A 24,036-nucleotide genomic window follows, 5' to 3' on the forward strand; every position below is an offset into this window, starting at 1 on the left:
ATTGATCGCGGTGCTGAGGCTTTAGACCGAGTCGCGGCCTTCGCGAGCAAGCCCGCTCCCACAGGGAAATGCGTTCCAGGGTGGGAGCATGTTTGCCGATGAGCGGGCGCCCGATTGATCGCGGTGATGAGGCTTTAGACCGAGTCGCGGCCTTCGCGAGCAAGCCCGCTCCCACAGGGAAATGCGTTTCAGGGTGGGAGCGGGCTTGCTCGCGAAGGGGCCGTCAGCCTTGATGCAGGGCTATAGTGATCTTCAGTCCCAAATCCTGCCGAGCCCATCATGACCACAGAAAAACCTGACACGCCCGCTGCTGCCCCAGTCGATCACCTGCGTTTCCACCGCACTCACGCCCACTTGAACACCACTTTCGGCAACGACAAGTTCGCCCTGCGCGCCGAGGCGTTCGCGCGATTTTTCGGCACGCCGACGTTTCTGGGCGCGCAAACCCTGATCGTGCTGTTATGGGTTGTACTCAACGTGACGGGCGTCACCACCTTCGACGTTTACCCGTTCATTCTTCTGAACCTCGCGTTCAGCCTGCAATCGGCTTATGCCGCACCGTTGATTCTGCTGGCACAAACCCGTCAGGCCGCGCGCGACAAGGCGCAAGCGGATGCCGATGCACAGCACCGCGAAGCGCTGGCGGAGGCCAACACCGAACGTCAGGCGCAGGCGGCGAAGACCACTACGCAACTGCTCGAGTTGTTGGAGCAGAACACCCAGCTCACCAAAATGACCAAAAGCCTGACCGAACGCATTGAGGGTTTGACCCGCGAGTTGCACGAACACATTTGCCAGACTCGCCAGCCCTGATCACGCCAGTCGCAGCGCCCGCCCGAGTTCATCGAACAGCGTGACCACCGAGCGCAACGCCCGGCAGTCCGGGCGGGTGAGCAACCACAGCGCGGTGTCATAACCGTGCAGCGGTTCGCTCAAGGCCTGTAAACCCTCGGTCATCAGAAAATCCGGCAACGCCGCCACGCCCAGCCCGGCACGCACCAGTTCAGTGACCGAAAGCATGCTGTTGCAGCGATAACTCGGGATCACGCCGGGCAACTGTTGGCGCCGCCAGACGACGGTCGGGTGATCGGGCAAAAACTCGTCCGGAGCAATCCAGGTCAGCGCCGCCAGATCCGTCGCATCGACGTTTTGCAGGTAACGCGCACTGGCGCAGACCCGGTAGGAAACCTTCGCCAATTGCCGTCCGACCAGGTGCTCCGGCGGCGTACGCGTCAGGCGCAGGGCGATGTCGGCATCGCGGCGGCTGAGGTTGGCGAAATCGTTGGTGGTGCTCAGCTCGATGGTCAGCGCCGGATAGTTCGGCATGAACTGCGCCAACGCCGGTAGCAGCAGACCTTGCAGCACCGAATCGGTACAGGTCAGGCGCACCGTGCCGCTGACCACTTCGCCGCCCTGCTCCACGCCGATCCGCGCCGCTTCCAGTGCCTGCTCGGCGCGTTCGGCCTGCTCGGCCAAAGTCTGCGCGAGGGTGGTTGGCAGGTAACCGGCGCGGCTCTTTTCGAACAATTGCTGACCCAGCGCTGACTCCAGACGACGCACCGCGCGAAACACCGTCGACACATCGACCCTGAGCAACTGCGACGCCCGGGCCAGAGAGCCGCCACGCACCAAAGCGAGGATCAGCGCCAGATCCGGGTAGTCGAGCCGATAGTGCGTCGCTGCATTGATCACTTGGGGAAACGCCAATATTGAGTGCGTGAACGCCAATCTATAGTGAGCCCCGGTGATCGACAACTGCACACAGAGATTCATCACTCACTCAAATCAAGGAAATCCCATGGACGCCATTTCCATCGCCCTGATCGGCGATCACGACCCCCAAGTCACCGCCCACCAGGCAATCCCCGTTGCCCTCGGCCTGATCGCCGAGCAGAGCGGCTGCGATGTGCAATTCGAATGGCTGCCCACCGAGCAGATCCACGCCGATGCTCCGCTGCAAAACTTCGACGGTTTCTGGTGCGTCCCGGCCAGTCCCTACAAGAGTGAAGCTGGCGCACTCAGGGCCATCCGTTATGCCCGCGAACAACAGCGCCCTTTCCTCGGCACCTGCGGCGGTTTTCAGCATGCGGTGCTGGAATTTTCCCGCAACGTGCTGGGCTGGGCCGATGCCGAGCATGGTGAAACGTCGCCGGACTCGCAGCGAGCGGTGCTCACGCCGCTTACCTGCTCATTGGTGGAGGCAGTGGACAGCATTCATCTGGTCGCCGGCTCGTTGATTGCCACGGCGTACGAAGCGTCGGAGATTCATGAAGGCTATCGCTGTCGCTACGGTGTGAATCCGCAGTTCGAACGAGAATTGCTGACTCATCAGCTACACGCCGTGGGGCACGATTCGGCGGGCGCCTTGCGGGCGATCGAATTGAAAGACCATGTGTTTTTTGTCGCCACGCTGTTCCAGCCGGAACGCGCCGCGCTCAAGGGCCAGATCCCGCCACTGGTGCGGGCGTTCGTCGAAGCGTGCGTGGAGCTGCGCCCATGAAACCGGACGAAACCTGTTTCGCCGTGATTTTCACCTCGACCCGCACCGAGGGTGACAACGGTTACGCCGCGGCCTCCGAGCGCATGATGGAACTGGTCAGCGAGCAACCGGGGTTTCTCGGCATTGATTCGATTCGCGGGGAAGACGGGGTCGGGATCACCATTTCCTACTGGCAGAGCGAGGCGGCGATTCTGGCCTGGCGCGAGCATCCCGAGCACCGGGTGATTCAGGCGCGTGGGCGGGCGCAGTGGTATTCGAAATTTCAGACGCGGGTGTGTCGGGTGGAGCGGGAGTATCGGTTTGGGCAGTGACGATGGCGGCGTGCTGACTGGCCTCTTCGCGAGCAAGCCCGCTCCCACAGGTACAGCGTTTGAGCTTTGAATTTGGTTGTGTTCTCACTGGCCCCATCGCTGGCAAGCCTGCTCCCACAGGAATTTGTGAACGCCACAGATCCAATGTGGGAGCGGGCTTGCTCGCGAAGAGGCCGCAACAGCCACTACAAAACTTCAGCCTTTCACCAGACTGCGCACCGCCACAATCTCCGGCACCTCAACCTTGCTCATGTACACCCGCAACGGCTCGGTGATGTTGATCCGGTCATCAATGTTCTGATCCAGCAACAACTGGATCAGCTCGCGCTTCAGGGTCATGGTCGTATCCGAAACCCGCGCCCAGACAAATTCGCTGGTGGGAATGATGCCGTCATCAGCCACGTCCATGCCGAACGAATCCTCGCTGAAACGCACGATGTACTGGCCGGTCTTGCGGTTGAGGCCGACAAAGCCCTTGAGGTCATCGGCAGCCTGACAGATGAGTTGAGAAGTGATGCGCATGGTAAACCTCACGAAAAATCATCGATGGTTTACACGCAGGGCAACAGACTCGGCCCGCCCTCTGCCGGGGCGTCTGCCACGGGCAAGCGTACTGCAAACCGCGCCACAAAAGTGCAGGAAAAATCGCTTTTAATACGTTTATGTCGGTCTGGCGATAGCACGCAATCGATTCAGTTGTTAAAAGGTACGTCTTTGAAAATGCCCTGCGAAAGGAACTCGAACATGCCCGCCACTTTCACCAAAAGCGCTCTCATGCTGAGCCTGATGCTCGGTTTCGGCCAGGCCCACGCCGCCGCCCAGACCAACATCGACGCGCTGGCCGCCGCCCATGGCATCCCGCATCCAGCCGTGATCGCCCACCGTGGCGCATCCTTCGATGCACCGGAGTCCACCGCCGCGTCCTACAAACTGGCCCGCGACCTCGGCGCCGATTACCTGGAAATGGACCTGCAACGCAGCAAGGACGGCGTGCTGTTCGCGCTGCACGACAACAACCTGCAACGCACCACGGATGTCGCCAGCAAGTTCCCTGAGCGCAAAGACAGCCCGGCCAATGCCTTCACCATGGCCGAACTGAAAACCCTCGACGCCGGCAGCTGGTACAACAAGGCCTACCCGGATCGCGCGCGTCCGACCTACGCCGGCCTGAAGATCCTGACCCTCGACGAAATCATCGACATCGCCCAGGCCAACCCGCAGCACAAGCCGGGCCTGTACATCGAGACCAAGGAGCCGCAGCTGTTTCCCGGCATCGAGCATGACCTCAAAGAGAAGCTGCAGGATCGCGGCTGGCTGAGCCCGGCCGGTTCGAAACTGGCCAAGAGCGAACTCGGCGTCGGCCAGGGCAAAGGCAAGGTGATCCTGCAGACCTTCGAGAAAAACAGCCTCGAACTGCTGCAAAAGGAAATGCCGCAAGTGCCGAAAATCCTCCTGCTGTGGGTTGGCGAAGGCAGCATCGAGCCGAAGTCGAAAGTGACCTTTGCCGAGTCCGGCGAGAAGGACAAGAACGTGTTCTACGGCAAGCAAGAGCCGAAGTCCGAAGCCGAATTCAAACAATGGGTGGATTTCGCCAAGTCGCAGGGCGCCATCGGCACCGGCCCTTCGGCCAAGCTGACCAAGGGCGGCGACCAGAGCTATTCGGATCTGGTGCAACCGTGGATGAACAAATACACCCACGATCAGGGCATGCTGGTGCACGTCTACACCGTCGATGAGCCGGTGGACTTCGAGAAAGTCATGGCGGCAGGTGTCGACGGCATCTTCACCAACCGCGCCAGCGAACTGTTGAAGTTCTACAAGCGCCCGGCGGCGGCCAGTGTTGATCAGGTGTTGAAGAACAACGGGTTCTGAGTGAACACGCACACCGAGTGGACAGGCCGCCTCTGGCTGGGGAACGACTATGGCCTGATCCACGGAGTGTCGGGGCGCACCGCGCCCCATTCCCACTACGCCCACCAGATCATCCTCGCTCCCGAGCGTCCGGCCACCGTGCTGTTGGACGGCGCGCCTGTCACCGCCTCCCCGCTGCTGATTGCTTCCAATGTGCGCCACGCGATTGTCGACGCGCCGGATCCGCTGTTTACCGTTTACGCCGAACCGCTGCTGTTTGATGCGCAGACGCTTGTCGATCGACTGTCTGCCGCCGAACTGTCGCTGCCCGCACTTGATCGCGCGATACGCCAATGTCCGCGCCGCTCGCTGAGCGATCCACGCATCGAACGCGCACTGGCTGCCATCGATGCTTCGCTGATCGACAAAGTCGCGGCGCGCGCCGTGGCTGACGCTGCACATGTGTCGCTGAGTCAGTTGCAGCGGCTGTTCGTCAGTCAGGTCGGTCTGCCGGTGCGCCGACTGGTGCTGTGGCGCCGCTTGCGCCTGGCGATGGCGGCGATTCTGCTGGGCAGCCCAGTGACCGATGCGGCACATTCGGCGGGGTTTGCCGATTCGGCGCACTTCTCGCGCAGCGTGAAAAAACTCTTCGGCGTCACCGCGTGTCAGGCGTTGCGGCGTATCGATTTGCAACTGCTGGACTGACTCAACGGCGCAACGCTGGCGGCACCACTGGCTCGCGACTCAACGTGACCGTCGCGAACGGATCAAGCAATTGCGCGGCGTAGTCACGGGGAAAATCCGGGCGGCTGCCAATTCCCAGATCGCCTTGGCGGATCTGATAGTCCGGGGTGTAGAAACCGGTGCCCAACAGCCAGTCCCACAGCGTAAAAAACAGCCCGAAATTGACGTCCCCGGCCCGCCCGTACTTCATGTGATGAAAGCGGTGCAGCGGCGCCCAGGCGAAAATCCAGCGCAGTGGCCCCATGCGGATATCGACATTCGAGTGCTGCAAGAGCAGTTGAATGGCAATGGCAAACGCCAGTAACGCCGCGACCTGCGAGGGAATGCCCAGCACCAGCAACGGTAGCAGCCCCGACGTCGCTTCCAGCAGTTGATGCAGCGGATGTTTCATCAAACCGTTGAAACCATACAGTCGCTCGACACTGTGATGCACCGCGTGCAGCCGCCATAGCCACGCCACGCGGTGGCTGGCGTAATGCATCAGGCTGATCCCGGCGTCGGCAATGAATATCGCCAGCGCCAGCTGCAGCCATAACGGCCACTCCCGCGGCCATGCGCCGTCGATCGCAAAAAGCGTTACCAGGCCCGGCAATGCCAGCAGGCCCAGTGCATTCAGTGCTTCGTTGACTAATGCGTGCAGGATGTCGCGGCGCCGGTCCCCGGCCGGATGGTTCCAGCCCGGCTCATAGGGCAGCGACCATTCGGCAACAAACGAAACGAGCAGCGCGCTGACAAACAGCGGCAACAAGCACAACGTCGACACCTCCGACACCCAAACTCCGAACCCGATGAATCCGACCCAGAACACTGGCGCGTACAACCCGGCAACCCTGCGTTTCATGTGCACCTCCGTTGATCGAAGGCACAGCATGCGAGCGCGCGGCGAACGGCAATTGAACAAACGACGCAATCGAACAAGGCCAATTAAGGGTGAATTAAGTTGCGCTGGTTAGTCTGGCCCCACTGAAACAGATCAACCCCATTCGATACCCAAGGAACGAAACGATGAAAACTTTGACTGCCCTGTTCACCGCCGCCGCTCTGACCCTGACCGCTGGCCTGGCCCAGGCTGATGTGCGCGTCGACCAGATCCCGCAACTGGTGAAGGACGGCAAGATCAAGTCGCTGGAGTCGATGAACGCCGAAGCGCTGAAACTGCACCCGGGTGCGACCATCACCGACACCGACCTGGATAACCACTTCAACGGTTACGAGTACGAAGTCGAGCTGAAAACCGCCGATGGCAAAGAGTTTGACGTCGACTTCGACGCCACCACCGGCAAGGTGCTGAGCAACAAGCTAGACACCTGATACACCGTCACCCGAAAGCCGCACGATCACCGATCGTGCGGCTTTTTTGCGTCCGTTTGCCGGCAAATCACGCGGATGCAGCCTGAAGGGATGCCAAAACCGCCATCAGACCGCTAGTATGGCCCCCAATCAATCAACCAATGCAGCCGGGAACGATGGCATGGGGCAGAGCAAAGCAACAGACATCGCCACCATCGGACGCATTAGCGCGGTGCCGGCCATCCTTCAGGTGATCCGCGAACTGACCGGGATGCGTTTTGCCGCCGTGGCGCGGGTCACCGAGGACTCGTGGACCACGTGTGCGGTGCTCGATCAACTGGAATTCGGCCTGCAAGTCGGCGGCGAACTGGATGTGGTCACCACCCTGTGCCACGAGATCCGCCAGTCACATGTCTCGGTGGTGATCGACAAGGCCAGCGAAGACCCACTCTACCGTGATCACCACACCCCGCGCCTGTACAAATTCGAGAGCTATATTTCGGTGCCGGTGTTCCGCACTGACGGACGGTTCTTCGGCACCATCTGCGCCCTCGATCCGATCCCGGCGCAGCTCAGGTCCAGCACTATCCAGAGCACCATGGAGTCTTTCGCGCGGATGCTCGCGTTGCAGATCGAAGCAGAAGAAAACGCGCAACGCACCGAAACAGCGCTGTTGCAGGAGCGCGAAACCGCCGAGCTGCGAGAACAGTTCATCGCCGTGCTCGGCCATGACTTGCGCAACCCGTTGTTCGCCATCAGCGCCGGCGCCGAAATGCTCCTGCGCAAGCACCCGGATCCGGCCATCGAGGTGCGGGTGCGTAATATCCTCGGCAGTGCGCAACGGGCGACACGGCTGGTGGATGACGTACTCGACTTTGCTCGCGGGCGCTTGGGCAAAGGCATTCCGGTGGATATCCAGCCCTGCACGGACCTGACCGAAGCGGTGCAGCAGGTGGTGACGGAGATCCGCAACGTGCATCCCGGACGTACGATCAGTGCGTCCATTGGCGACTTGCAGGGTGTGCGCTGCGACCGTGGACGGATTGCCCAGCTGCTGTCGAATCTGCTGGCCAATGCCGTGGCCCATGGCGACCCGACCGGGGATATCGAAGTCATCGCTCAGGTCGAGCAAGGTGCGTTGATGCTGGCGGTGAAAAATCAGGGGCATATTCCCGATGCGGTCCTGCCGCACCTGTTCCACCCCTACTCGCGCCCTGCCGGCAGCGCGCCCCAGGCCGGCCTCGGGCTGGGTCTGTACATCGCCAGCCAGATCGCGCAGTCCCACGGCGGGCGCTTGCATGTCGCGTCCACCGCCCAAAGCGGCACGCTGTTCACCTTCAGCCTGCCGACAATCTGAAACACACCACAGATCCCTGTGGGAGTGGGCTTGCTCGCGAAGGCGTCGTGTCAGTCAATATTTTCAGTGACTGATACACCGCATTCGCGAGCAAGCCCGCTCCCACATTGGATTTTCAGTGCCTTTGGGAATCAGGCCGAAGTGCTGACCAGCGAACCCGAGCTGCTCGACCCGGAATCCTGCAACGCCTGCAACAACGCCGCCGTCGCGGTCTGCAACGACGCCGAGGTGCTGGAGATTTGCGACTCGGCGGAGGCCACGTCGGCAGCCTTGGCATCAGCGTCTTCCTGCTTGGCCTGAGCCGCTTGCAGCGCCTGCTGCTGTTCCTGCAATTGCTTTTGCAGCTCGGCGATCTGCTTGCGCAGTTCTTTCACCGAATCCGACTCACCGCTGCTGTCGGAACTGCTGTCGCCCGCCGGAGCCGCGCCACCGCCAGCCGCCACTTTGCTGGTATCGGCGCTGACGCCCGCGCTGCTGGTTCCACTGGTTGAGGTGTCGTCACTGGCGTCGCTGATCTTGGTTTTGCTGGTGGCGGTGGTGACGGTCTGATTGATTGAAACAGAGGTGATGCTGACCATGGGATGGCTCCAATGCCGGTTATAGATAACCGGCCATCGGCGGCAGTCGCACGGATTTGAGATCGACTGTGTACCGACTCGGTAACCGAACCGGTACACGTCGGCTGACGTCAGGCGCTCAGGCGCGCGGTGACTTCATTGAGTTGCCCGGACAGGCCATGCAGGTTCTGGCTGGCGCTTTCGGTGCGCTGCACGCTGTTGAGGTTGGTGCTGGCGATCGAGGTGATCTCGGTCAGGTTGCGCGAGATGTCTTCGGCCACCGAGGTTTGCTCTTCGGCAGCAGTGGCGATCTGGCGGTTCATGTCGCGGATCGCTTCCACGGCGTGGGTGATGCGCTCCAGCATGGCGCCGGCCTGGGTCACTTGCTCGACACTTTCGTCGCTGCGCGTCTGACCGCTTTCGATCGCTTGCGCCGCGTCCACGGCACCGGTCTGCACGTTCTGAATGATCTGGTTGATCTCGATGATCGACTCCGCCGTACGCTGCGCCAGGTTGCGCACCTCGTCGGCGACCACCGCAAAACCACGCCCGGCCTCGCCGGCCCGTGCCGCTTCAATCGCCGCGTTGAGCGCCAGCAGGTTGGTCTGCTCGGCGATGCCGCGGATCACTTCCAGCACCTTGCCGATGCGCCCGCTGTCGGCTTCCAGACGACGGATCACCTCTGCGGTGTTGGCGATTTCGCCACGCATCCGGGTGATGCTGTGGATGGTGCTCTGCATGACCTTTTCACCCTGCTGGGCGGACTGGTCGGCATCGTCGGCAGCCCGCGCCGCATCGGCGGCATGCCGGGCGACTTCCTGGGCGGTGGCGGACATTTCGTTCATTGCCGTGGCCACCTGATCGGTGCGATTGAACTGCTCGTTGGTACCGCCGGCCATGGTTGTAGCGATGGCGTTCAGCTCGCCGCTGGCGCTGTCCAGATCACTGGCGCTGCGTTGCAGTTGGGTGAAGGTTTCGGCGAGAAAATCACGCAGGGTATTCGCCGCGGCAGCAAGGTTGCCCAACTCGTCCTGACGGTCGTTGGCGACGCGTTCGGCGAGGCGCCCACGGCTCAATTGGGTGACGTAATCGATCAGCTTGCGGATCGGGTCGATCAGGTTGCGGTTGACCAGCCACAGGCTCAGCAAACCGATCAGCAGACCGGAGCCGAGCATCACCAGAATCCCCAGCAACACAGTACGGTCGGCGCTTTCGCTGATGCTGGCCGACAACACATCACCCTGCTTGCGCAGCTCGGCGACCAGTTCGCTCATCTGATCGCTGGTGGCGCGGTCCACGCCTTTGACGGCGCTGTCGCCGGCCGTTGGATCGCCACCGGCAGCGACGTAGGCATCGCGACCTTTCTGGTAGGCGCTGCCGAGTTGGCGGTGCTCTTCACGCAGACGTTCGATGCGGGTTTTCAGCGCCGGCTCAAGGCCTTTCTGGCCGGCCAGTTCACCGAGAATGTTCTGCACATCGCGCTGACGATCTTCGAACTGGCTCCAGTACTTGGCCAGGTCTGCCGGTTGCTTGCCACGCAGCAAGACGTTTTTCCATTCCTGCACCTGCACCTTGAATTGCAGGTTGGCCTCGTCGATCAGTTGCGAGGTGTGCAACGGGCCGGCGATCAACTGGCTGTAGTTCTGCACGCCGTTGGACAGGAAGTGAAAGCAGGCCAGTGCGATCAACAGCATCGCCAGCAGGCTGCCGCTCAGCAGGGCGAGAATTTGTGCTCTCAGGGATTTTTGCAGCATCGCGAGATACTCAGGACAGGGATGAGGCACGCCCGGTAAGGCGTGGAATTTTGCCGGACATCCGTGTCGGCGAGCCTTGGCTCATGGCCAAGCGCGCGCAACGTAACCCAAGCGTGATCGGCGTACCAGAGCGCTTCTTGAAGAAAATCCGACCATTGGTAGGTGAATTAAGAGACTGTGATCGACCATGGCACAGGGTGGGAGCGGGCTTGCTCGCGAAAGCGGCATGTCATCCACATCATCACTCAATGATCATCCGCATTCGGGAGCAAGCCCCCTCCCACAGGATTGCCGGTAATGATCACGATCACTGTCATTTTGCAGTCACACAAGCGTCATGTGTGATTGCGATGATGCGGCTCAGTGAACCTGCCATTCCGCGACCGACACCCCCTCCTCGCAGCGAGCCTCCATGAATCACAGCCTCGATATCAGTCATCGCGATCCTGATTTGTTCGGTTTGCTTTACGGCTTTCGTTTTCGTCCCGGTGAACGTGGCCGCGAAGTCGATTCGGCGACCGCTCTGCGTTGTCTGCAAGACGACAGCGACAGTGATGAATTCCTCTGGCTGCACCTGAACCTGGCGCACGCCGCGTGCGAACGCTGGATGAAAAGTCATCTGCAATTGCCCGAAGAGTTTTTCGAGGCGCTGCACGAAGGTTCGCGTTCGACACGCATTGAACACGTCGACTCGGCGTTATTGGCAGTGGTCAACGACGTGGTGTTCAACCTCAGCAGCATGGTTTCCTCGGACGTGTCGACGCTGTGGGTTTGCGTGCGCAGCAAACTGATCGTCAGCGCACGCCTGCAACCGCTGCACTCGGTGGACAAATTGCGTTCGTCGGTGAAGGCCGGCGAATGCTTTCGCTCGCCGTCGGAACTGCTGGTGCACTTGCTGCGCGATCAGGGCGAAGTGCTGACGCAGATCGTGCGCAAGACCAGCATGAGCGTCGATCAGGTCGAGGACGAATTGCTCTCCTCACGCCTGTCGACCAACCGCGCCGAACTCGGCGCCAACCGCCGGGTGCTGGTACGCCTGCAACGCCTGTTGGCGCTGGAGCCGGGTTCGCTGCTGCGCCTGCTCAACCGTCCGCCGCCGTGGCTGCAGAAGGAAGACGTCAAGGAGCTGCGCAAATCCACCGAGGAGTTCGCGCTGATCATCAACGACCTCACCGCCCTCGGCGAGCGGATCAAATTGCTCCAGGAAGAAATCGCCGCCAACCTCAACGAACAGAGCAACCGCACCCTGTTCACCCTGACCGTGGTCACGGTGCTGGCGCTGCCGATCAACATCATCGCCGGTTTCTTCGGCATGAACGTGGGGGGCGTGCCGCTGGCAGGTGATCCGGAGGGGTTCTGGATTCTGGTGGCGCTGGTGGTGACGTTTACCGCGATTGCCGGGCGTTGGGCGTTTCGCAAACGTGGGGATTATTGACCCCCTGATTCATGTGTTCACCACAGATCTCTGTGGGAGGGGGCTTGCTCCCGAAGGCGTCAGGTCAGCCAAATTGATGTCGGATCTGCCGGCCTCTTCGTGAGCAAGCCCACTCCCACCCTGGATAGCGACCAGCCCGAATATTTCATCCAAAGCCCCCTCCCACACTGGACCTTCATTCTTCTTTAGATCAGCGGTAGGGCTAATAAAGCAAACACTGACCTGCCGCAGTCTCTCTGTAATATTTAGCAACGATCATGACCGACATTCCTTCCCTCGCTCAGGATTGTCCGCTCATGGCTACTCCCTCCCTGACCGCCCGCCAGGCCTCTGCCCCCAGTGGCAGGCCAGCCCTCGACAAGAAAACCGGCCCGTTCACCTACGTGATCTTTTTCGCGGTGCTCGCGATGGGGATGCTGTTCACCGCTTACAGCCTGATGCACGACATGCATGAGCTGGGCACCACCGTCACCACCTGGACCCCGTTTCTGCTGCTCGGCGTGGCGCTGCTGATTGCGCTGGGCTTTGAGTTCGTCAACGGTTTCCACGACACCGCCAACGCGGTCGCGACAGTGATTTACACCCACTCGCTGCCGCCGAACGTGGCGGTGGTCTGGTCGGGGTTCTTCAATTTCCTCGGGGTGCTGCTGTCCAGCGGCGCGGTGGCGTTCGGCATCATCGCCCTGCTGCCGGTGGAGCTGATTCTGCAGGTCGGTTCGTCCGCCGGTTTCGCGATGATCTTCGCCCTGTTGATCGCGGCGATCCTGTGGAACCTCGGCACCTGGTGGCTGGGCCTGCCGGCCTCCTCTTCCCACACACTGATCGGCTCGATCATCGGCGTCGGCGTCGCCAATGCCTTGATGCACGGACGCGACGGCACCAGTGGCGTGGACTGGGCGCAGGCGACCAAGATTGGTTATGCGCTGATGTTGTCGCCACTGGTGGGCTTCGGCTGCGCGGCGCTGTTGCTGCTGGCCATGCGCGCCTTCATCAAGAATCGCGCGCTGTACAAGGCACCGGAAGGCAACAACCCGCCACCGTGGTGGATTCGCGGTCTCCTGATCGCCACCTGCACCGGCGTGTCCTTCGCCCACGGCTCCAACGACGGGCAGAAAGGCATGGGCCTGATCATGCTGATTCTGGTCGGCACCTTGCCAATGGCCTACGCCTTGAACCGCACCATGCCGGCCGATCAGGCGTTGCAGTTCGCTGCCGTCGCCGAAGTCACCCAGCAAGCGCTGGTGAAAAATACCCCGCTGCCAGCCCCGGTCGATCCGCGCCCGGTGCTGTCCGATTACGTGCGCAGCAAGCAAGCCACCCCGCAACTGATCCCCGCCCTCGCCGCCCTCACCGGGCACATTGGCGAAGAGGTGAAAGGCTATGGCTCGCTGTCGAAAGTCCCGGCCGAAGCCATGGGCAACGTGCGTAATGACATGTACCTGGCCAGCGAAAGCATTCGCCTGATGGACAAGAACAAGGTCGGCAACTTCGACGCCGACACCACTGACAAACTGCAGCTGTTCAAGCAGCAGATCGACAACGCCACTCGCTTCATTCCGTTGTGGGTGAAGATCGCCGTGGCCATCGCCCTGGGCCTCGGCACCATGGTCGGCTGGAAACGCATTGTGGTGACGGTCGGCGAGAAGATCGGCAAGACTCACCTGACCTACGCCCAAGGCGCCTCGGCGGAAACCGTGGCGATGCTGACCATCGGCGCGGCGGACATGTTCGGTTTGCCGGTGTCGACCACTCACGTGTTGTCATCGGGTGTGGCCGGGACCATGGTTGCCAATGGCGGCGGGCTGCAGATGAAGACCATCCGCAACCTGCTGATGGCGTGGGTGCTGACCTTGCCGGCGGCGATTCTGCTGTCGGGCAGCCTGTACTGGCTGTTCACCCAGATTTTCTGACCCCACAAATCCCCTGTAGGAGCTGCGGCACGCTGCGATCTTTTGATCTTGTTTTTAAAAAGCAAAATCAAAAGATCGCAGCCTTCGGCAGCTCCTACATTTGGATTTGTGTTGTTGGCTAGAGCGCGGAACGAATCACCTCCCCCAACCAATCCATGAACACCCGCACCCGCAGCGGCAAGTGCCGTTGCCGCGCATACAGGATAGAAATGCCCATCGCCGGCGCCGTGAACTGTGGCAGCACAGTCAGCAGTTCACCATTGTCCAGATGCGGCTGCATGCCGGTGCGCGGCACCTGGATCAGGCCGAAACCGCCGAGGCACGCCGACTCATAGGCATCGGTGCTGTTGACCGTGACACTGCCAGCCATCGGTAGGCGCCGCACCTGTCCGTCCTGTTCATACACAAAACCTTCGGAACGCGAACCCAGCACGCCGACGTAATGCACCAGCCGATGCTGCGCCAGATCCTCCAGGGTCTGCGGTACGCCATGGCGTTCGAGGTAAGCGGGGCTGGCGCAGTTGATCATCGGAAAGTCGCCCAGATGCCGCGCCACCACCGATTGATCCGGCTGCGCGCCAATGCGCACCACGCAATCGAAGCCCTCGCTGAGCAGATCGACGCGGCGGTCGGTGCTGCTGATCTCCAATTCCAGATTCGGGTGGCGCGCCATGAACTCGGGCAGCAGCGGCATGATCAAGCGACGCGCGAGGATGTTCGGCATATCGACACGAATCCGCCCGCTCAGCGACGCCGGATCCTGACGAAACAGACCTTCGATCTCGTCCATGTGCGACAGCAGATCCTTGCTGCGTTCGTACAGCACCAGGCCGTCCTGAGTCGCCTGCACCTTGCGCGTGGTGCGTTGCAGCAAGCGCGTGCCAAGCAGGGTTTCCAGCGCCTGCACATGCTCCGACACGGTCGAGCGCGGCAGCCCGAGACTCTCCCCGGCGAGGGTGAAACTCGACAGTTCGCTGACCCGGACGAAGGTGTGCAGCAGTTCCAGTTTGTTCATCAGGACACCCGTTGATTGTTCGGCGGAGTCGATCAGTGATTCCGGTTTCAGTCTGTTTATCACCCAATGGCGGATAAATAAACTTTGCTCATCACCACTCACCGCAATCGAGGATTTCACATGAGCCGCAAAATCGCATTGATCACCGGCGCCAGCCGGGGCCTGGGCAAGAATGCCGCGCTGCACCTCGCCGCGCAGGGCGTGGACATCATCGGCACCTACAATAGCCGCGCCGATGAAGCCCAGGCACTGGTCGCAGAACTGGAACAACGCGGCGCCAAAGCCGTGATGCTGCAACTGGATGTCGGCCGCAGCGAAACCTTTGCCGATTTCGCCTCGCGGGTTGCGCAAGCGCTGCAGCAACTGGAGCGTCCGCGCTTCGACTTCCTGATCAACAATGCCGGGATCGGTGTCCACGCGCTGTTCGCCGAGACCACCCCGGAACAATTCGACCTGCTGATGAACATCCAGCTCAAAGGGCCGTTCTTCCTGACTCAGCAACTGCTGCCGCTGATCAATGACGGCGGCCGGATCATCAACATCTCCAGCGGCCTGACCCGCTTCAGCCTGCCGGGTTATGCCGCCTACGCGGCGATGAAAGGCGCGATGGAAGTGCTGACCCGCTATCAGGCCAAGGAGCTGGGCGCGCGGCAGATCGGCGTGAACATTCTCGCGCCGGGCGCGATCGAGACCGATTTTGGTGGCGGCGCGGTGCGCGACAACGCGGCGTTGAACGCGATGGTCGCGAGCAACACCGCACTGGGTCGCGCCGGGCAGCCAGATGACATTGGTGGTGCGTTGTCGATGTTGCTGGCGCCGGGAGCGCAGTGGATCAACGGACAGCGGGTCGAGGCATCGGGCGGGATGTTCCTCTAAACCTAAACATTGTGGCGAGGGAGCTTGCTCCCGCTGGGGTGCGAAGCGCCCCCCAAAACCGGCCAATGCGGTCTGACAGACAGACCGCGTTTATCGGGTTTACGACTGCTGCGCAGCCGAGCGGGAGCAAGCTCCCTCGCCACAGGTTGTGTTCCAGACTTAAGCAGCACGGGCCATCAATAACCGCTCGCGCACCACGTCATACCCCCAGTGATACACATAGGTGTACGGCAGGAAAAACAGCAGCACGCCGATGTCCAGCAAGAACGCCTGCCACAGGCTGACCGACAGCCACCAGGCAATCAGCGGCACGCCCATCACGATCAACCCGCCTTCAAACAACAGCGCGTGGACCACCCGCGTCCAGGCGTTGTGCGCGACGTTCAGGCGCTTGAGCATGCGGTCGAAAAAACCGTTGAACAGCACGTTCCACGCCAGCGCCAGCAGAGCGATCAGCACGGTTACGGCGCCCATGTCCAACAGCGGCTTGTCCATGATCCACGCCAGCAACGGCGTACAGATCAGGATCGCCAGAAACTCGAAACCGATGGCCTGAAAGATACGTTCAACAATGGATTTGTTAGCCGTCATGGCCTGACTCCTTGAGTGAAGAGAGTTGCCATGATCGGCCCTCACACCGATACTTCACAACCAATAACCATCGATCAAGGCGATAGTTCATGGCTTCGCAAGAAGTGCTGCTGGCGTTTGTCCAAGCGGCCACTCAAGGTTCGTTTTCGGCGGCGGCGCGCAAACTGGGGCGCAGTCAGTCGACCATCAGTGCGGCAGTGGCGAGCCTGGAGATCGATCTGGATCTGGTGCTGTTCGACCGCAGCAGCCGCAAACCGACCCTGACCCCGGCCGGTCATGTGATGCTGCAACGGGCCGAGGCGATTCTGGCGGCCACCAGTCGTCTGCAAATGACCGCCCGCCAACTGGCCGAAGGCGTCGAGCCGAAGCTGACCGTGGCGATTTCCGACACCTATCAATCGGCGCGTTTCGAGGCGGCGCTGGTCGGCTTCGAACAGCGTTATCCCGATCTGGAACTGGAATGCCTGATCGCCGAGTGTGACGACCTGATCGAGTTGGTCCAGCGTGGCCGCGCGCATCTGGCGTTTGCCGAAATGCAGGACACCTATCCGCCGGATCTGGTGACCTCGACCGTCGCCGAGCGCACGGACCTGGCGCTGTTCGTCAAACGTGATCATGTGTTGACCGGCATCGAATGTGTCGACCAGCAAGTGCTGGAGCAGCATCGCGAGTTGCGCCTGGCGACCATCGTCAATCCCTATGACAGCCGGGCGAAGGGCCGGGTATGGTCGGCGCCGAGTTACCTGATGCTCATGGAAATGGCGGAAATGGGCTTCGGCTGGGCGGCGCTGCCACGCTGGCTGGTGGCGCGCTTCGGCAACGACACGCTGGTGGAGTTGACGGTGCGTGGCTGGCCGCGGCCGGTGTATGTCGATGCATTGTGGTCGCGGCTGTATCCGCCGGGGCCGGCGGGAAGTTGGTTGCTGAGCAAGATGCTGGAATAGGTGGTGCGCCCCTTCGCGAGCAGGCTAGCTCCCACAAGGATTTTGTGAACACCACAGATCCAATGTGAGAGCGAGCCTGCTCGCGAAAGCGATCGGTCAGGCCGCTGCAATGTCCACCGGCCGGTTCTCCTGAAAATACCCCTGCAACCCACGCATCGCCGGCAACTCCAGCGCCTGCGCCGCGTAGCACAAGCCGACCCGGCGAGTCGGCGCCGGCAAGTGCAGCGCACGTACCACCACCCGCGCATGCCCGCTGACGAGCGACTGCGGCAACATCGCCACGCCGACACCCGCCGCGACCATGTGCAGCGCCTGCTGCAACGAGCCCGCATGCCCCGCCACCGCCTCCGGCGAGCGCCCGTACAACGCCATCAAGCGCTGATGCGACGGATGCTGCGGGCAGGTGATCCAGTCTTCAATCGGCGCCCATCCGGCCTGCGCCACCGCCATCGGATGCTCCAGCGGCAGCGCCATCACATAGGGTTCTTCCCACAGCGGCAGGAACAGTTCGTCCTCGCAGCACATCTCCTCCACCGCCAGCCGCCCGTCACCGTGACAACCCTCCTCCAGCGTCAGCAGCAGATTCGGCAAGGCCTGATGGGCCATGCGCACGAAGGCTTCGATGTGGCTGGCGGCGATGTCGCCTTCGATGCCGAGCATCAGCGGCACGCGATTCTCGCCGCCGCGAAACATCCGGCTCAAGGCTTCGGCCTCAGCGACCATGCGCCGCGCCTGCGGGTACAGCAACCGCGCCTCGGCGCTGACCTCGACCCCACGCGGTTGACGCACGAACAGCGTCGCGCCGAGTTCTTCTTCAAGCTGCCTGATGGTCACCGACAGGGTCGGCTGACTGATGAACAAGCGTTGTGCCGCTGCCGTGATATTGCGTTCTTCGAACACCGCGAGGAAGGCTTTGAGGTGACGGATATCCATAGGTGATTCCGATGACAGACAGAGGAATAAGGCATTTTTCAGCCGAGAACGCGCTAAATATACTGCGCCCAGCATTCAGTCATTTGATTTTCTTATTTCAGGAGTTCACGTATGAGCAAGCCCTTGATCATCATCACCGGCGCCAGTTCGGGCATTGGCGCAGCCGCCGCTCGCCGTTTCAACGCTGCCGGGCATCCGTTGTTGCTGCTGGCGCGCCGGATCGAACGCCTGGAGGCACTGGAGCTGCCGAACAGCCTCAGCCGTCAGGTCGACATCACTGATCGCACCGCCCTGCTCGCGGCAGTCGCCGAAGCAGAAGCAGAATTCGGCCCGGCCGACGCGCTGATCAACAACGCCGGCGTGATGCTGCTGGGGGCGATGAGCGAGCAGGATCCGGCGCAGTGGGAGCAGATGCTCGACGTCAATGTGAAGGGTCTGCTCAACGGCGTGCATGCCGTCGTCGCCGGGATGGTCGAACGCAAGCACGGCACGATCATCAATGTCAGCTCGGTGGCCGGGCGCAAGACTTTCCCGAATCATGTCGCGTATGTCGGCACCAAGTTCGCGGTGCATGGTTTGTCGGAAAACCTGCGCGAAGAACTGGCGCCGCACAACGTGCGCGTAACCACCATTGCACCGGGTGCGGTGGAGACCGAATTGCTCAGCCACACCACCGATGAGGCGATCAAGACCGGCTATCAGGCGTGGAAGCAGGAGATGGGCGGCACGGTATTGAGCGCCGAGGATGTGGCGACGGCGATTGCCTATGCGTATGAGCAGCCGCAGGGCGTGTGCATTCGCGAGATCGTGCTGGCTGCGACCCGGCAGCAGGCCTGATGGTTTGATGCTGCCTTGACGGGCCCCTTCGCGAGCAAGCCCGCTCCCACAGGGATCTGCGGTGGTTATAGATTTTGTGTACACCACGGACACTGTGGGAGCGGGCTTGCCCGCGAAGGGGTCGGCACTGCCACCGAAGATTTCAGATCAATCCAATTGCGCCAGCCGCCCCTCGATAAACCGCCGCTCCGGCTCCTGCCGGGTCAGCTCCAGGACACGCAAATAAGCCGCCCGCGCCTGCTCCACCCGACCCAACTGCCGACAAAACTCCGCCAGCGCCGAATGCGCCAGGTGGTAATCCTGCAACTCGCCGCGATCCAGTATCCCCTCGATCAGCGTCAGCCCCGCCAACGCCCCATCGCGCTTGGCCACCGCCACCGCGCGATTCAACTCGATCACCGGCGACGGCGACGCCCGCAACAACACGTCATACAGCCCCACTATCTGCTGCCAATCCGTTTCCGCCGCTGACGGCGCTTCGGCGTGCACCGCCGCTATTGCCGCTTGCAGACAATACGGCCCGAAGCGTCGGGTGGTCAGCGCCCGCTCCACCAGCGCGCAGCCTTCGGCGATCAACCCGGCATCCCAGTGCGAACGATCCTGGTCATCCAGCAGCACCAGTTCACCACTGGGCGAAGTGCGCGCCGGCCGACGTGATTCGTGCAACAGCATCAGCGCGAGCAAGCCCATGACCTCCGGTTCCGGCAGCAGCTCCATCAGCAACCGCCCGAGCCGGATCGCCTCGCGGGTCAGCTCTTCACGCGTCACCTCCGCCCCCATCGACGCCGAATAGCCTTCGTTGAACACCAGATAAATCACCCGTAGCACGCTGTCGAGGCGCTCGGGCAATTCGCTCAGGCTGGGGACTTGATAAGGGATTCTGGCGTCGCGAATCTTGGCCTTGGCCCGCACGATGCGCTGGGCAATCGCCGCCGGTGCCGAGAGAAACGCGCGGGCGATTTCCTCGGTGGTCAGGTCGCAGACTTCACGCAGGGTCAGTGGCACTTGCGCATCCGCCGCCAGCGCCGGGTGACAGCAGGTGAAGATCAGCCGCAGGCGGTCGTCTTCCACGTCTTCGCCACTCCAGTCGGCCTGCTCCAGTTCTTCGAGCTGCGCCAGCAACAGCGGCTGCGAGGCCTTGAAGCGGGCGCGGCGGCGCAATACATCGATGGCCTTGAAGCGCCCGGTGGACACCAGCCAGGTACGCGGATTGTCCGGCACGCCGTCGCGCTGCCAGCGCTCGACCGCGACGAAGAACGCCTCGTGCAAGGCTTCTTCGGCGAGGTCGAAATCGCCGAGCAGACGAATCAGCGTAGCCAGAATCCGCCGCGAGTCTTCGCGATAGACCTGCTCGACCCGCACCCGGACGTCAGACATTCAACTGCCGGACCGGGCGCACTTCGACGCTGCCGACCCGGGCCGCCGGAATATGCCCGGCGACCTGAATCGCTTCGTTCAGATCCTTGGCGTCGATCAGGTAAAACCCGGCCAGTTGCTCCTTGGTTTCAGCGAACGGGCCATCGGTGATCGACAGCTTGCCGTTGCGCATACGCACCGTGGTCGCGGTCTGCACCGACTCCAGCGCTTCGGCCGCGACCATCCGCCCGCTGCCCTGAATCGACTCGGCGTAGGCCCAGCATTCGGCGTCTTCCGGACTGTCGGGCAGCGTGTGCAACAGGCGCTCATCGCTGTAGACCAAGCATAGATACTTCATGGTTTTCTCCTGAATCGAACGGATCAACTATGGCTGAAGATCAGGGCTGCACATCGAACAGCGTGGCGCCGCTCATCGGATCGAACGGTGCCGACCAGTGCTCGTGAGCGATTTTCCACGTCCCGCCGACCTGCCGATAGCACGCGGTGGCGCGCATCCAGCAGCTCTGGGTTTCGCCCTTGTCGTTGGTGCCGCCGCAATGCGTTACCCAGTGGGCGAAGGCGAGGTTGTCAGTCGTTTCGATGGCGATCTCGTGAAACTCGAAAACGTGCGGGCCGGAACACATTTCCATGCAGGCTTCCCAATGTGCACGGTAGGCCGCTTTGCCCTTGAATTGCAGGGCCTTGATCGCGTCGAAGGAGACGATGTCGTCGGTGTACAACGTCATCACCTTGTCGACGTTCTTGGTCATTACCGCGTCGCGGTAGGTGTTGATCAGGGTCTGGATTTCAGTCTGTGCGCTCATGGTGTTCTCCGTGGTTTTTGTTGTGAAGACACTCTTAGTCGTTCGGCCATCGAGCCTATCGACAGACGAAACAAAAAATTTCCGCCGAAGACAAAATCGCTAGAATCCGAGGCTCATCTTTTGTAGGAAAAAGGAAATTCCCGTGTCAGCCCAACTCGTGCCGTACGACAGCCTGAACGCCTTGCAGCGCCAGCAAGTCGAGGCGATTGAAATCCATCCCGAGCAGATCAAATTCTCCGGCGACATTCACGGCGCGTTGCACACGCTGCTGTCCAAACCCGGTCCTGGCGTAAAAGGTTTCGCGCTGCTGGCCGATCAGGTGCCGGTGGCGTTCCTGCTGCTCAAGCGCCCGCCCGTGCTGCCGGCCTGGGCCAATGAACACAGCGCCACCCTGCACGCCTTGCAGGTCGATCACCGCGCGCAAGGCAAGGGTTACGGCAAGGCCTGCCTGCAAGCGCTGCCCGACGTGGCGCGTGAAGCATGGCCAGAGATCAAGGGGCTGGAACTGTCGGTGGACGCCGATAACGACGCGGCGATTGCGCTGTACGCCAGATACGGTTTCGTCGACAGCGGCGAAGCGTACAAGGGCCGGATCGGGTACGAGCGGCGCATGGGGCTGTTTTTCTAAAATCATCAAGGGATGCACGACGATGTTACGGCCTGCCCACGACCGAAAAAAGTACGTGATCCCCTTGTAGGAGCTGCCGCAGGCTGCGATCTTTTGATCTTGATCTTCTTAACAGCAAGATCAAAAGATCGCAGCCTTCGGCAGCTCCTACAGTTTTGAATGGTGTTGGCTTATAGGGTCAGGATCATCTCGTGCCACGCCATCCCGCCATGGTCTGACTCCGACGGCTTGATATAGGCAAAGCCAAACCCGGCATACAGCGGAATGTGCTTCTCTTTGCACATCAGGTGAATCGTCGCTTTGTCCATCCCGCGCATGCGCTCGATGAACTCGGTCATCAGCCGCTTGGCCAGGCCCTGCCCCTGATAGTCCGGGTGCACCACCACCGACATGATCACCACGTTCGGGCCCTTCGGATCATGGCCGATCAGTTCCTTGAACGCCTCGTCCGACATCTGCACCTCAAACGCCGCGCCCGAGTTGATGAAACCGGCGACCACGCCGTCCACTTCGGCGACGATGAAACCCTCTGGCCAAGTGGCAATGCGCGTGGCGATCTTTTCGCGGGTGGCGGCTTCATCGCCTTCGTAGGCAACGGTTTCGATGGCGTAGCAGCGATCCAGGTCGGCGGCGGTGACGTTGCGGATGACGGTGTTCATGGCAGCTCGAAAATCAGCGGAGAAAAGTGCGCAAAGCATAAAGGAATAAGGTGTTCATATCGATCCGCACGGGCGGCGTAAAGCCTGCGTATAAGCGCTTTTCTTCGTGCGGGCGGCGGGCTATTTCTGCGGTGTGTCTCAGATCACCCTTGAGGGGAACCGCTTATGAGCAGCGTTGAAATCGGCCTGTTGATGGTGTTGGGCATCAGTACCTTCGGCTTTATCACCCTGGGCATTGACCTGTTGCGGGCGCGACGGGTGGGCAAGGGTAAACGCGGTTGAAAACATGAGGCGGATCAGTGATCCGCCTCATGTTTTATGGCTCAGGCCTTGGTATCGACCGGCACGCAGATTTCCAGTTTGCCGGTGTGCAGTCGCGGATTGAAATCGGCGCTGTAGCGTTCCAGCTCCGGGGCATTCAGTTCCACGTAGTGGGAGGTCGGCAGCCAGGTCTTGTAGATGTATTGCAGGGTCTGCGGCAACTGATCGAGCGGGCCCTTGTGCTCGAACACCGCGTACTGCCGGGGCAGCACTTCAACCCACTGGTAGATCTTCTGGTCGAGGTCATCAAGCTTGCTGATTTCCACCCCGGCGATGTAATCAAAGCCACCCTTGCCGTCGAAATTGCTGCAGACGCCGTAGGTCACTTCGTTTTTTTGTCCCTGTATCTTTCCCAGGTGCGGCAAGAACTTTTCCCACAGCGCGGGGATGTCCTTGGCGGTGTCCTGGGTAAATCGACCACGAAATCCTGCGATCAGCAGGAAGTGTCCATGTTCGAAGCGAGGTTCAGCCACTTCGACGCGTTTTTGCTCATCCATGACTCGACTCCTGGAACAAAAGAAGGGGTTCGGCTGCTGAGTATAGAAGCCAAACCCGATTCGCAATGTTACAGGGCGTGCAACTGGTCGGCGGCCCCGGAGCCAACGAACTCGTTATAACCGGATACGATCACGTAAACCGCGAAATAGCAGAAGATCGCCGCCGATGCCATGTAGGAATAGCGCAACAGTTTGTCACCCAGCAGCTTGCCGCCGTGGCTCGCGGCGAAGCACAGACCGGCCGACCACAGCAGCCCGGCGCAGAGGAAACCGCCGAGGAACAACGCCGAGCTCAGCGGGCCGCCGCCACCGGAGCGGGCGATCAGGGTGCCGCCAACCGCGGCGAACCACAGAATCGCGCTGGGCGAGGACATGGCGAGGAAGATCCCGCGAAAGAACTCCTTGCGATGCGAGTTCTGCCCCACTTCCGCCGTCGCTGCCAACTGCGCCTCGTGGTGAATCGCCGAATAGATCATCTTCGCCGCAAAGTAGATCAGCAGCGCCGACCCGCCGATCCACAGCACCCAGCGCACGGTCTCGTACTGCAACAGCACGGTCATCCCGGCCAGCGCCAGCACCGCGTAGATCAGGTCGCCGACGCAGGTGCCGAGGCCCAGCGCGAAGCCCTGAAAGTAACCGCGCTGCATCGCCAACGTGATCATTGCGATGTTGGCCACGCCGATATCCAGGCACAGCGAGAGGCTCAGCAAGAAGCCGCTGGTGAATTCCATTAAGCATTTCCTTGGAAAAATTATTGTCGTGCACGCTGGACAGTCCGCCATCGCTGCCCTTATCTTCCGCCACAGGTCACCGCAGTGACCAGCGTCGCTCGGACGGTTCCGGGCG

General features: G+C 61.4%; 27 protein-coding genes. 13 read left to right on the plus strand and 14 right to left on the minus strand.

Annotated features, from left to right (window positions below; all coding sequences use genetic code 11):
* Positions 1-279: 279 nt before the first annotated feature.
* Positions 280-813 (plus strand): DUF1003 domain-containing protein, encoded by a 534-nt coding sequence (locus ACVHNU_RS17915; protein WP_473017975.1) that lies wholly within the window; start codon positions 280-282, stop codon positions 811-813.
* Here the strand turns inward: ACVHNU_RS17915 and ACVHNU_RS17920 are convergent, their stop codons facing one another.
* A complete protein-coding gene (locus ACVHNU_RS17920; protein WP_473020082.1) occupies positions 814-1,755 on the minus strand; it encodes a LysR family transcriptional regulator in 942 nt (313 codons plus the stop codon).
* 43 nt (positions 1,756-1,798) lie between these two features.
* On the opposite strand from ACVHNU_RS17920, the gene ACVHNU_RS17925 reads away from it, so the two are divergent.
* Positions 1,799-2,500 (plus strand): CTP synthase C-terminal region-related (seleno)protein, encoded by a 702-nt coding sequence (locus tag ACVHNU_RS17925; RefSeq protein WP_473017976.1) that lies wholly within the window; start codon positions 1,799-1,801, stop codon positions 2,498-2,500.
* Positions 2,497-2,811, plus strand: coding sequence for an antibiotic biosynthesis monooxygenase family protein (locus ACVHNU_RS17930; RefSeq protein ID WP_262142108.1), 315 nt, complete (start codon positions 2,497-2,499; stop codon positions 2,809-2,811). Before ACVHNU_RS17925 ends, ACVHNU_RS17930 begins: the two co-directional genes overlap by 4 nt.
* Before the next feature lie 195 nt (positions 2,812-3,006).
* Here ACVHNU_RS17930 and ACVHNU_RS17935 read toward each other — a convergent pair whose 3' ends face one another.
* The gene (locus ACVHNU_RS17935; RefSeq protein WP_003227331.1) at positions 3,007-3,333 is read right to left on the minus strand and encodes a DUF2025 family protein; all 327 of its coding nucleotides are present in this window, start codon (positions 3,331-3,333) and stop codon (positions 3,007-3,009) included.
* Between the two features lie 222 nt (positions 3,334-3,555).
* Between ACVHNU_RS17935 and ACVHNU_RS17940 the strand changes: the two genes are divergently transcribed.
* Both ACVHNU_RS17940 and ACVHNU_RS17945 read left to right on the plus strand, forming a co-directional pair.
* Positions 3,556-4,683 carry a glycerophosphodiester phosphodiesterase gene (locus tag ACVHNU_RS17940; protein ID WP_201136798.1) on the plus strand — a complete coding sequence of 376 codons (1,128 nt, stop codon included), beginning with the start codon at positions 3,556-3,558 and terminating at the stop codon, positions 4,681-4,683.
* Positions 4,684-5,367 (plus strand): helix-turn-helix transcriptional regulator, encoded by a 684-nt coding sequence (locus tag ACVHNU_RS17945; RefSeq protein ID WP_473017977.1) that lies wholly within the window; start codon positions 4,684-4,686, stop codon positions 5,365-5,367.
* Between the two features lies 1 nt (position 5,368).
* Here ACVHNU_RS17945 and ACVHNU_RS17950 read toward each other — a convergent pair whose 3' ends face one another.
* Entirely contained in the window at positions 5,369-6,247 is an 879-nt protein-coding gene (locus ACVHNU_RS17950) for a sterol desaturase family protein (RefSeq protein ID WP_473017978.1), read from the minus strand.
* A gap of 164 nt (positions 6,248-6,411) precedes the next feature.
* Here ACVHNU_RS17950 and ACVHNU_RS17955 point away from each other — a divergent pair, with 164 nt between their 5' ends.
* Both ACVHNU_RS17955 and ACVHNU_RS17960 read left to right on the plus strand, forming a co-directional pair.
* Complete coding sequence (locus ACVHNU_RS17955; RefSeq protein ID WP_003227338.1) at positions 6,412-6,717, plus strand: PepSY domain-containing protein; 306 nt, start codon at positions 6,412-6,414, stop codon at positions 6,715-6,717.
* A 160-nt stretch (positions 6,718-6,877) separates the two neighbouring features.
* Entirely contained in the window at positions 6,878-8,053 is a 1,176-nt protein-coding gene (locus ACVHNU_RS17960; RefSeq protein ID WP_473017979.1) for a GAF domain-containing sensor histidine kinase, read from the plus strand.
* A 131-nt stretch (positions 8,054-8,184) separates the two neighbouring features.
* Here the strand turns inward: ACVHNU_RS17960 and ACVHNU_RS17965 are convergent, their stop codons facing one another.
* Together ACVHNU_RS17965 and ACVHNU_RS17970 are read right to left on the minus strand one after the other, a co-directional pair.
* Positions 8,185-8,631 (minus strand): hypothetical protein, encoded by a 447-nt coding sequence (locus ACVHNU_RS17965; protein ID WP_473017980.1) that lies wholly within the window; start codon positions 8,629-8,631, stop codon positions 8,185-8,187.
* A gap of 110 nt (positions 8,632-8,741) precedes the next feature.
* Entirely contained in the window at positions 8,742-10,364 is a 1,623-nt protein-coding gene (locus ACVHNU_RS17970; RefSeq protein WP_473017981.1) for a methyl-accepting chemotaxis protein, read from the minus strand.
* 412 nt (positions 10,365-10,776) lie between these two features.
* Between ACVHNU_RS17970 and ACVHNU_RS17975 the strand changes: the two genes are divergently transcribed.
* Both ACVHNU_RS17975 and ACVHNU_RS17980 read left to right on the plus strand, forming a co-directional pair.
* A complete protein-coding gene (locus tag ACVHNU_RS17975) occupies positions 10,777-11,799 on the plus strand; it encodes a transporter (RefSeq protein WP_103486050.1) in 1,023 nt (340 codons plus the stop codon).
* Positions 11,800-12,095: 296 nt separating this feature from the next.
* A complete protein-coding gene (locus ACVHNU_RS17980; RefSeq protein ID WP_473017982.1) occupies positions 12,096-13,709 on the plus strand; it encodes an inorganic phosphate transporter in 1,614 nt (537 codons plus the stop codon).
* A 118-nt stretch (positions 13,710-13,827) separates the two neighbouring features.
* Here the strand turns inward: ACVHNU_RS17980 and ACVHNU_RS17985 are convergent, their stop codons facing one another.
* Positions 13,828-14,724: a LysR family transcriptional regulator gene (locus ACVHNU_RS17985; RefSeq protein WP_473017983.1), complete on the minus strand. Its 897-nt coding sequence runs from the start codon at positions 14,722-14,724 to the stop codon at positions 13,828-13,830.
* 120 nt (positions 14,725-14,844) lie between these two features.
* On the opposite strand from ACVHNU_RS17985, the gene ACVHNU_RS17990 reads away from it, so the two are divergent.
* Positions 14,845-15,600 (plus strand): SDR family NAD(P)-dependent oxidoreductase, encoded by a 756-nt coding sequence (locus tag ACVHNU_RS17990; protein ID WP_201136793.1) that lies wholly within the window; start codon positions 14,845-14,847, stop codon positions 15,598-15,600.
* A 159-nt stretch (positions 15,601-15,759) separates the two neighbouring features.
* On the opposite strand, the gene ACVHNU_RS17995 is transcribed toward ACVHNU_RS17990, so the two are convergent.
* Entirely contained in the window at positions 15,760-16,191 is a 432-nt protein-coding gene (locus tag ACVHNU_RS17995; protein WP_201136792.1) for a multidrug/biocide efflux PACE transporter, read from the minus strand.
* 89 nt (positions 16,192-16,280) lie between these two features.
* Here ACVHNU_RS17995 and ACVHNU_RS18000 point away from each other — a divergent pair, with 89 nt between their 5' ends.
* The gene (locus ACVHNU_RS18000; protein WP_262142116.1) at positions 16,281-17,135 is read left to right on the plus strand and encodes a LysR family transcriptional regulator; all 855 of its coding nucleotides are present in this window, start codon (positions 16,281-16,283) and stop codon (positions 17,133-17,135) included.
* 96 nt (positions 17,136-17,231) lie between these two features.
* On the opposite strand, the gene ACVHNU_RS18005 is transcribed toward ACVHNU_RS18000, so the two are convergent.
* The gene (locus ACVHNU_RS18005) at positions 17,232-18,068 is read right to left on the minus strand and encodes a LysR family transcriptional regulator (protein WP_473017984.1); all 837 of its coding nucleotides are present in this window, start codon (positions 18,066-18,068) and stop codon (positions 17,232-17,234) included.
* Between the two features lie 111 nt (positions 18,069-18,179).
* On the opposite strand from ACVHNU_RS18005, the gene ACVHNU_RS18010 reads away from it, so the two are divergent.
* Entirely contained in the window at positions 18,180-18,905 is a 726-nt protein-coding gene (locus ACVHNU_RS18010) for an SDR family oxidoreductase (RefSeq protein WP_473017985.1), read from the plus strand.
* Positions 18,906-19,052: 147 nt separating this feature from the next.
* Here the strand turns inward: ACVHNU_RS18010 and ACVHNU_RS18015 are convergent, their stop codons facing one another.
* From ACVHNU_RS18015 to ACVHNU_RS18025, 3 genes are read right to left on the minus strand one after another with little or no spacing between them, the layout of a single operon-like run.
* On the minus strand, positions 19,053-20,282 hold the full coding sequence (locus tag ACVHNU_RS18015; protein ID WP_473017986.1) for an RNA polymerase sigma factor: 1,230 nt from the start codon (positions 20,280-20,282) through the stop codon (positions 19,053-19,055).
* Positions 20,275-20,619 (minus strand): YciI family protein, encoded by a 345-nt coding sequence (locus tag ACVHNU_RS18020; RefSeq protein ID WP_127651315.1) that lies wholly within the window; start codon positions 20,617-20,619, stop codon positions 20,275-20,277. Before ACVHNU_RS18020 ends, ACVHNU_RS18015 begins: the two co-directional genes overlap by 8 nt.
* A gap of 40 nt (positions 20,620-20,659) precedes the next feature.
* Positions 20,660-21,085, minus strand: a complete 426-nt coding sequence (locus ACVHNU_RS18025) for a YybH family protein (protein WP_473017987.1) — start codon at positions 21,083-21,085, stop codon at positions 20,660-20,662.
* 142 nt (positions 21,086-21,227) lie between these two features.
* Here ACVHNU_RS18025 and ACVHNU_RS18030 point away from each other — a divergent pair, with 142 nt between their 5' ends.
* Positions 21,228-21,713: a GNAT family N-acetyltransferase gene (locus ACVHNU_RS18030; protein WP_473017988.1), complete on the plus strand. Its 486-nt coding sequence runs from the start codon at positions 21,228-21,230 to the stop codon at positions 21,711-21,713.
* Between the two features lie 170 nt (positions 21,714-21,883).
* Here ACVHNU_RS18030 and ACVHNU_RS18035 read toward each other — a convergent pair whose 3' ends face one another.
* The 3 genes from ACVHNU_RS18035 to ACVHNU_RS18045 form a co-directional block, all read right to left on the minus strand.
* Positions 21,884-22,372 (minus strand): GNAT family N-acetyltransferase, encoded by a 489-nt coding sequence (locus ACVHNU_RS18035; RefSeq protein WP_400497907.1) that lies wholly within the window; start codon positions 22,370-22,372, stop codon positions 21,884-21,886.
* A gap of 323 nt (positions 22,373-22,695) precedes the next feature.
* Complete coding sequence (locus tag ACVHNU_RS18040; RefSeq protein WP_003227370.1) at positions 22,696-23,190, minus strand: GyrI-like domain-containing protein; 495 nt, start codon at positions 23,188-23,190, stop codon at positions 22,696-22,698.
* 68 nt (positions 23,191-23,258) lie between these two features.
* Positions 23,259-23,921: a LysE family translocator gene (locus ACVHNU_RS18045; RefSeq protein ID WP_201136784.1), complete on the minus strand. Its 663-nt coding sequence runs from the start codon at positions 23,919-23,921 to the stop codon at positions 23,259-23,261.
* Positions 23,922-24,036 lie beyond the last annotated feature (115 nt).

The sequence above is a fragment of the Pseudomonas sp. Ors-4-3C genome, from assembly GCF_055755035.1.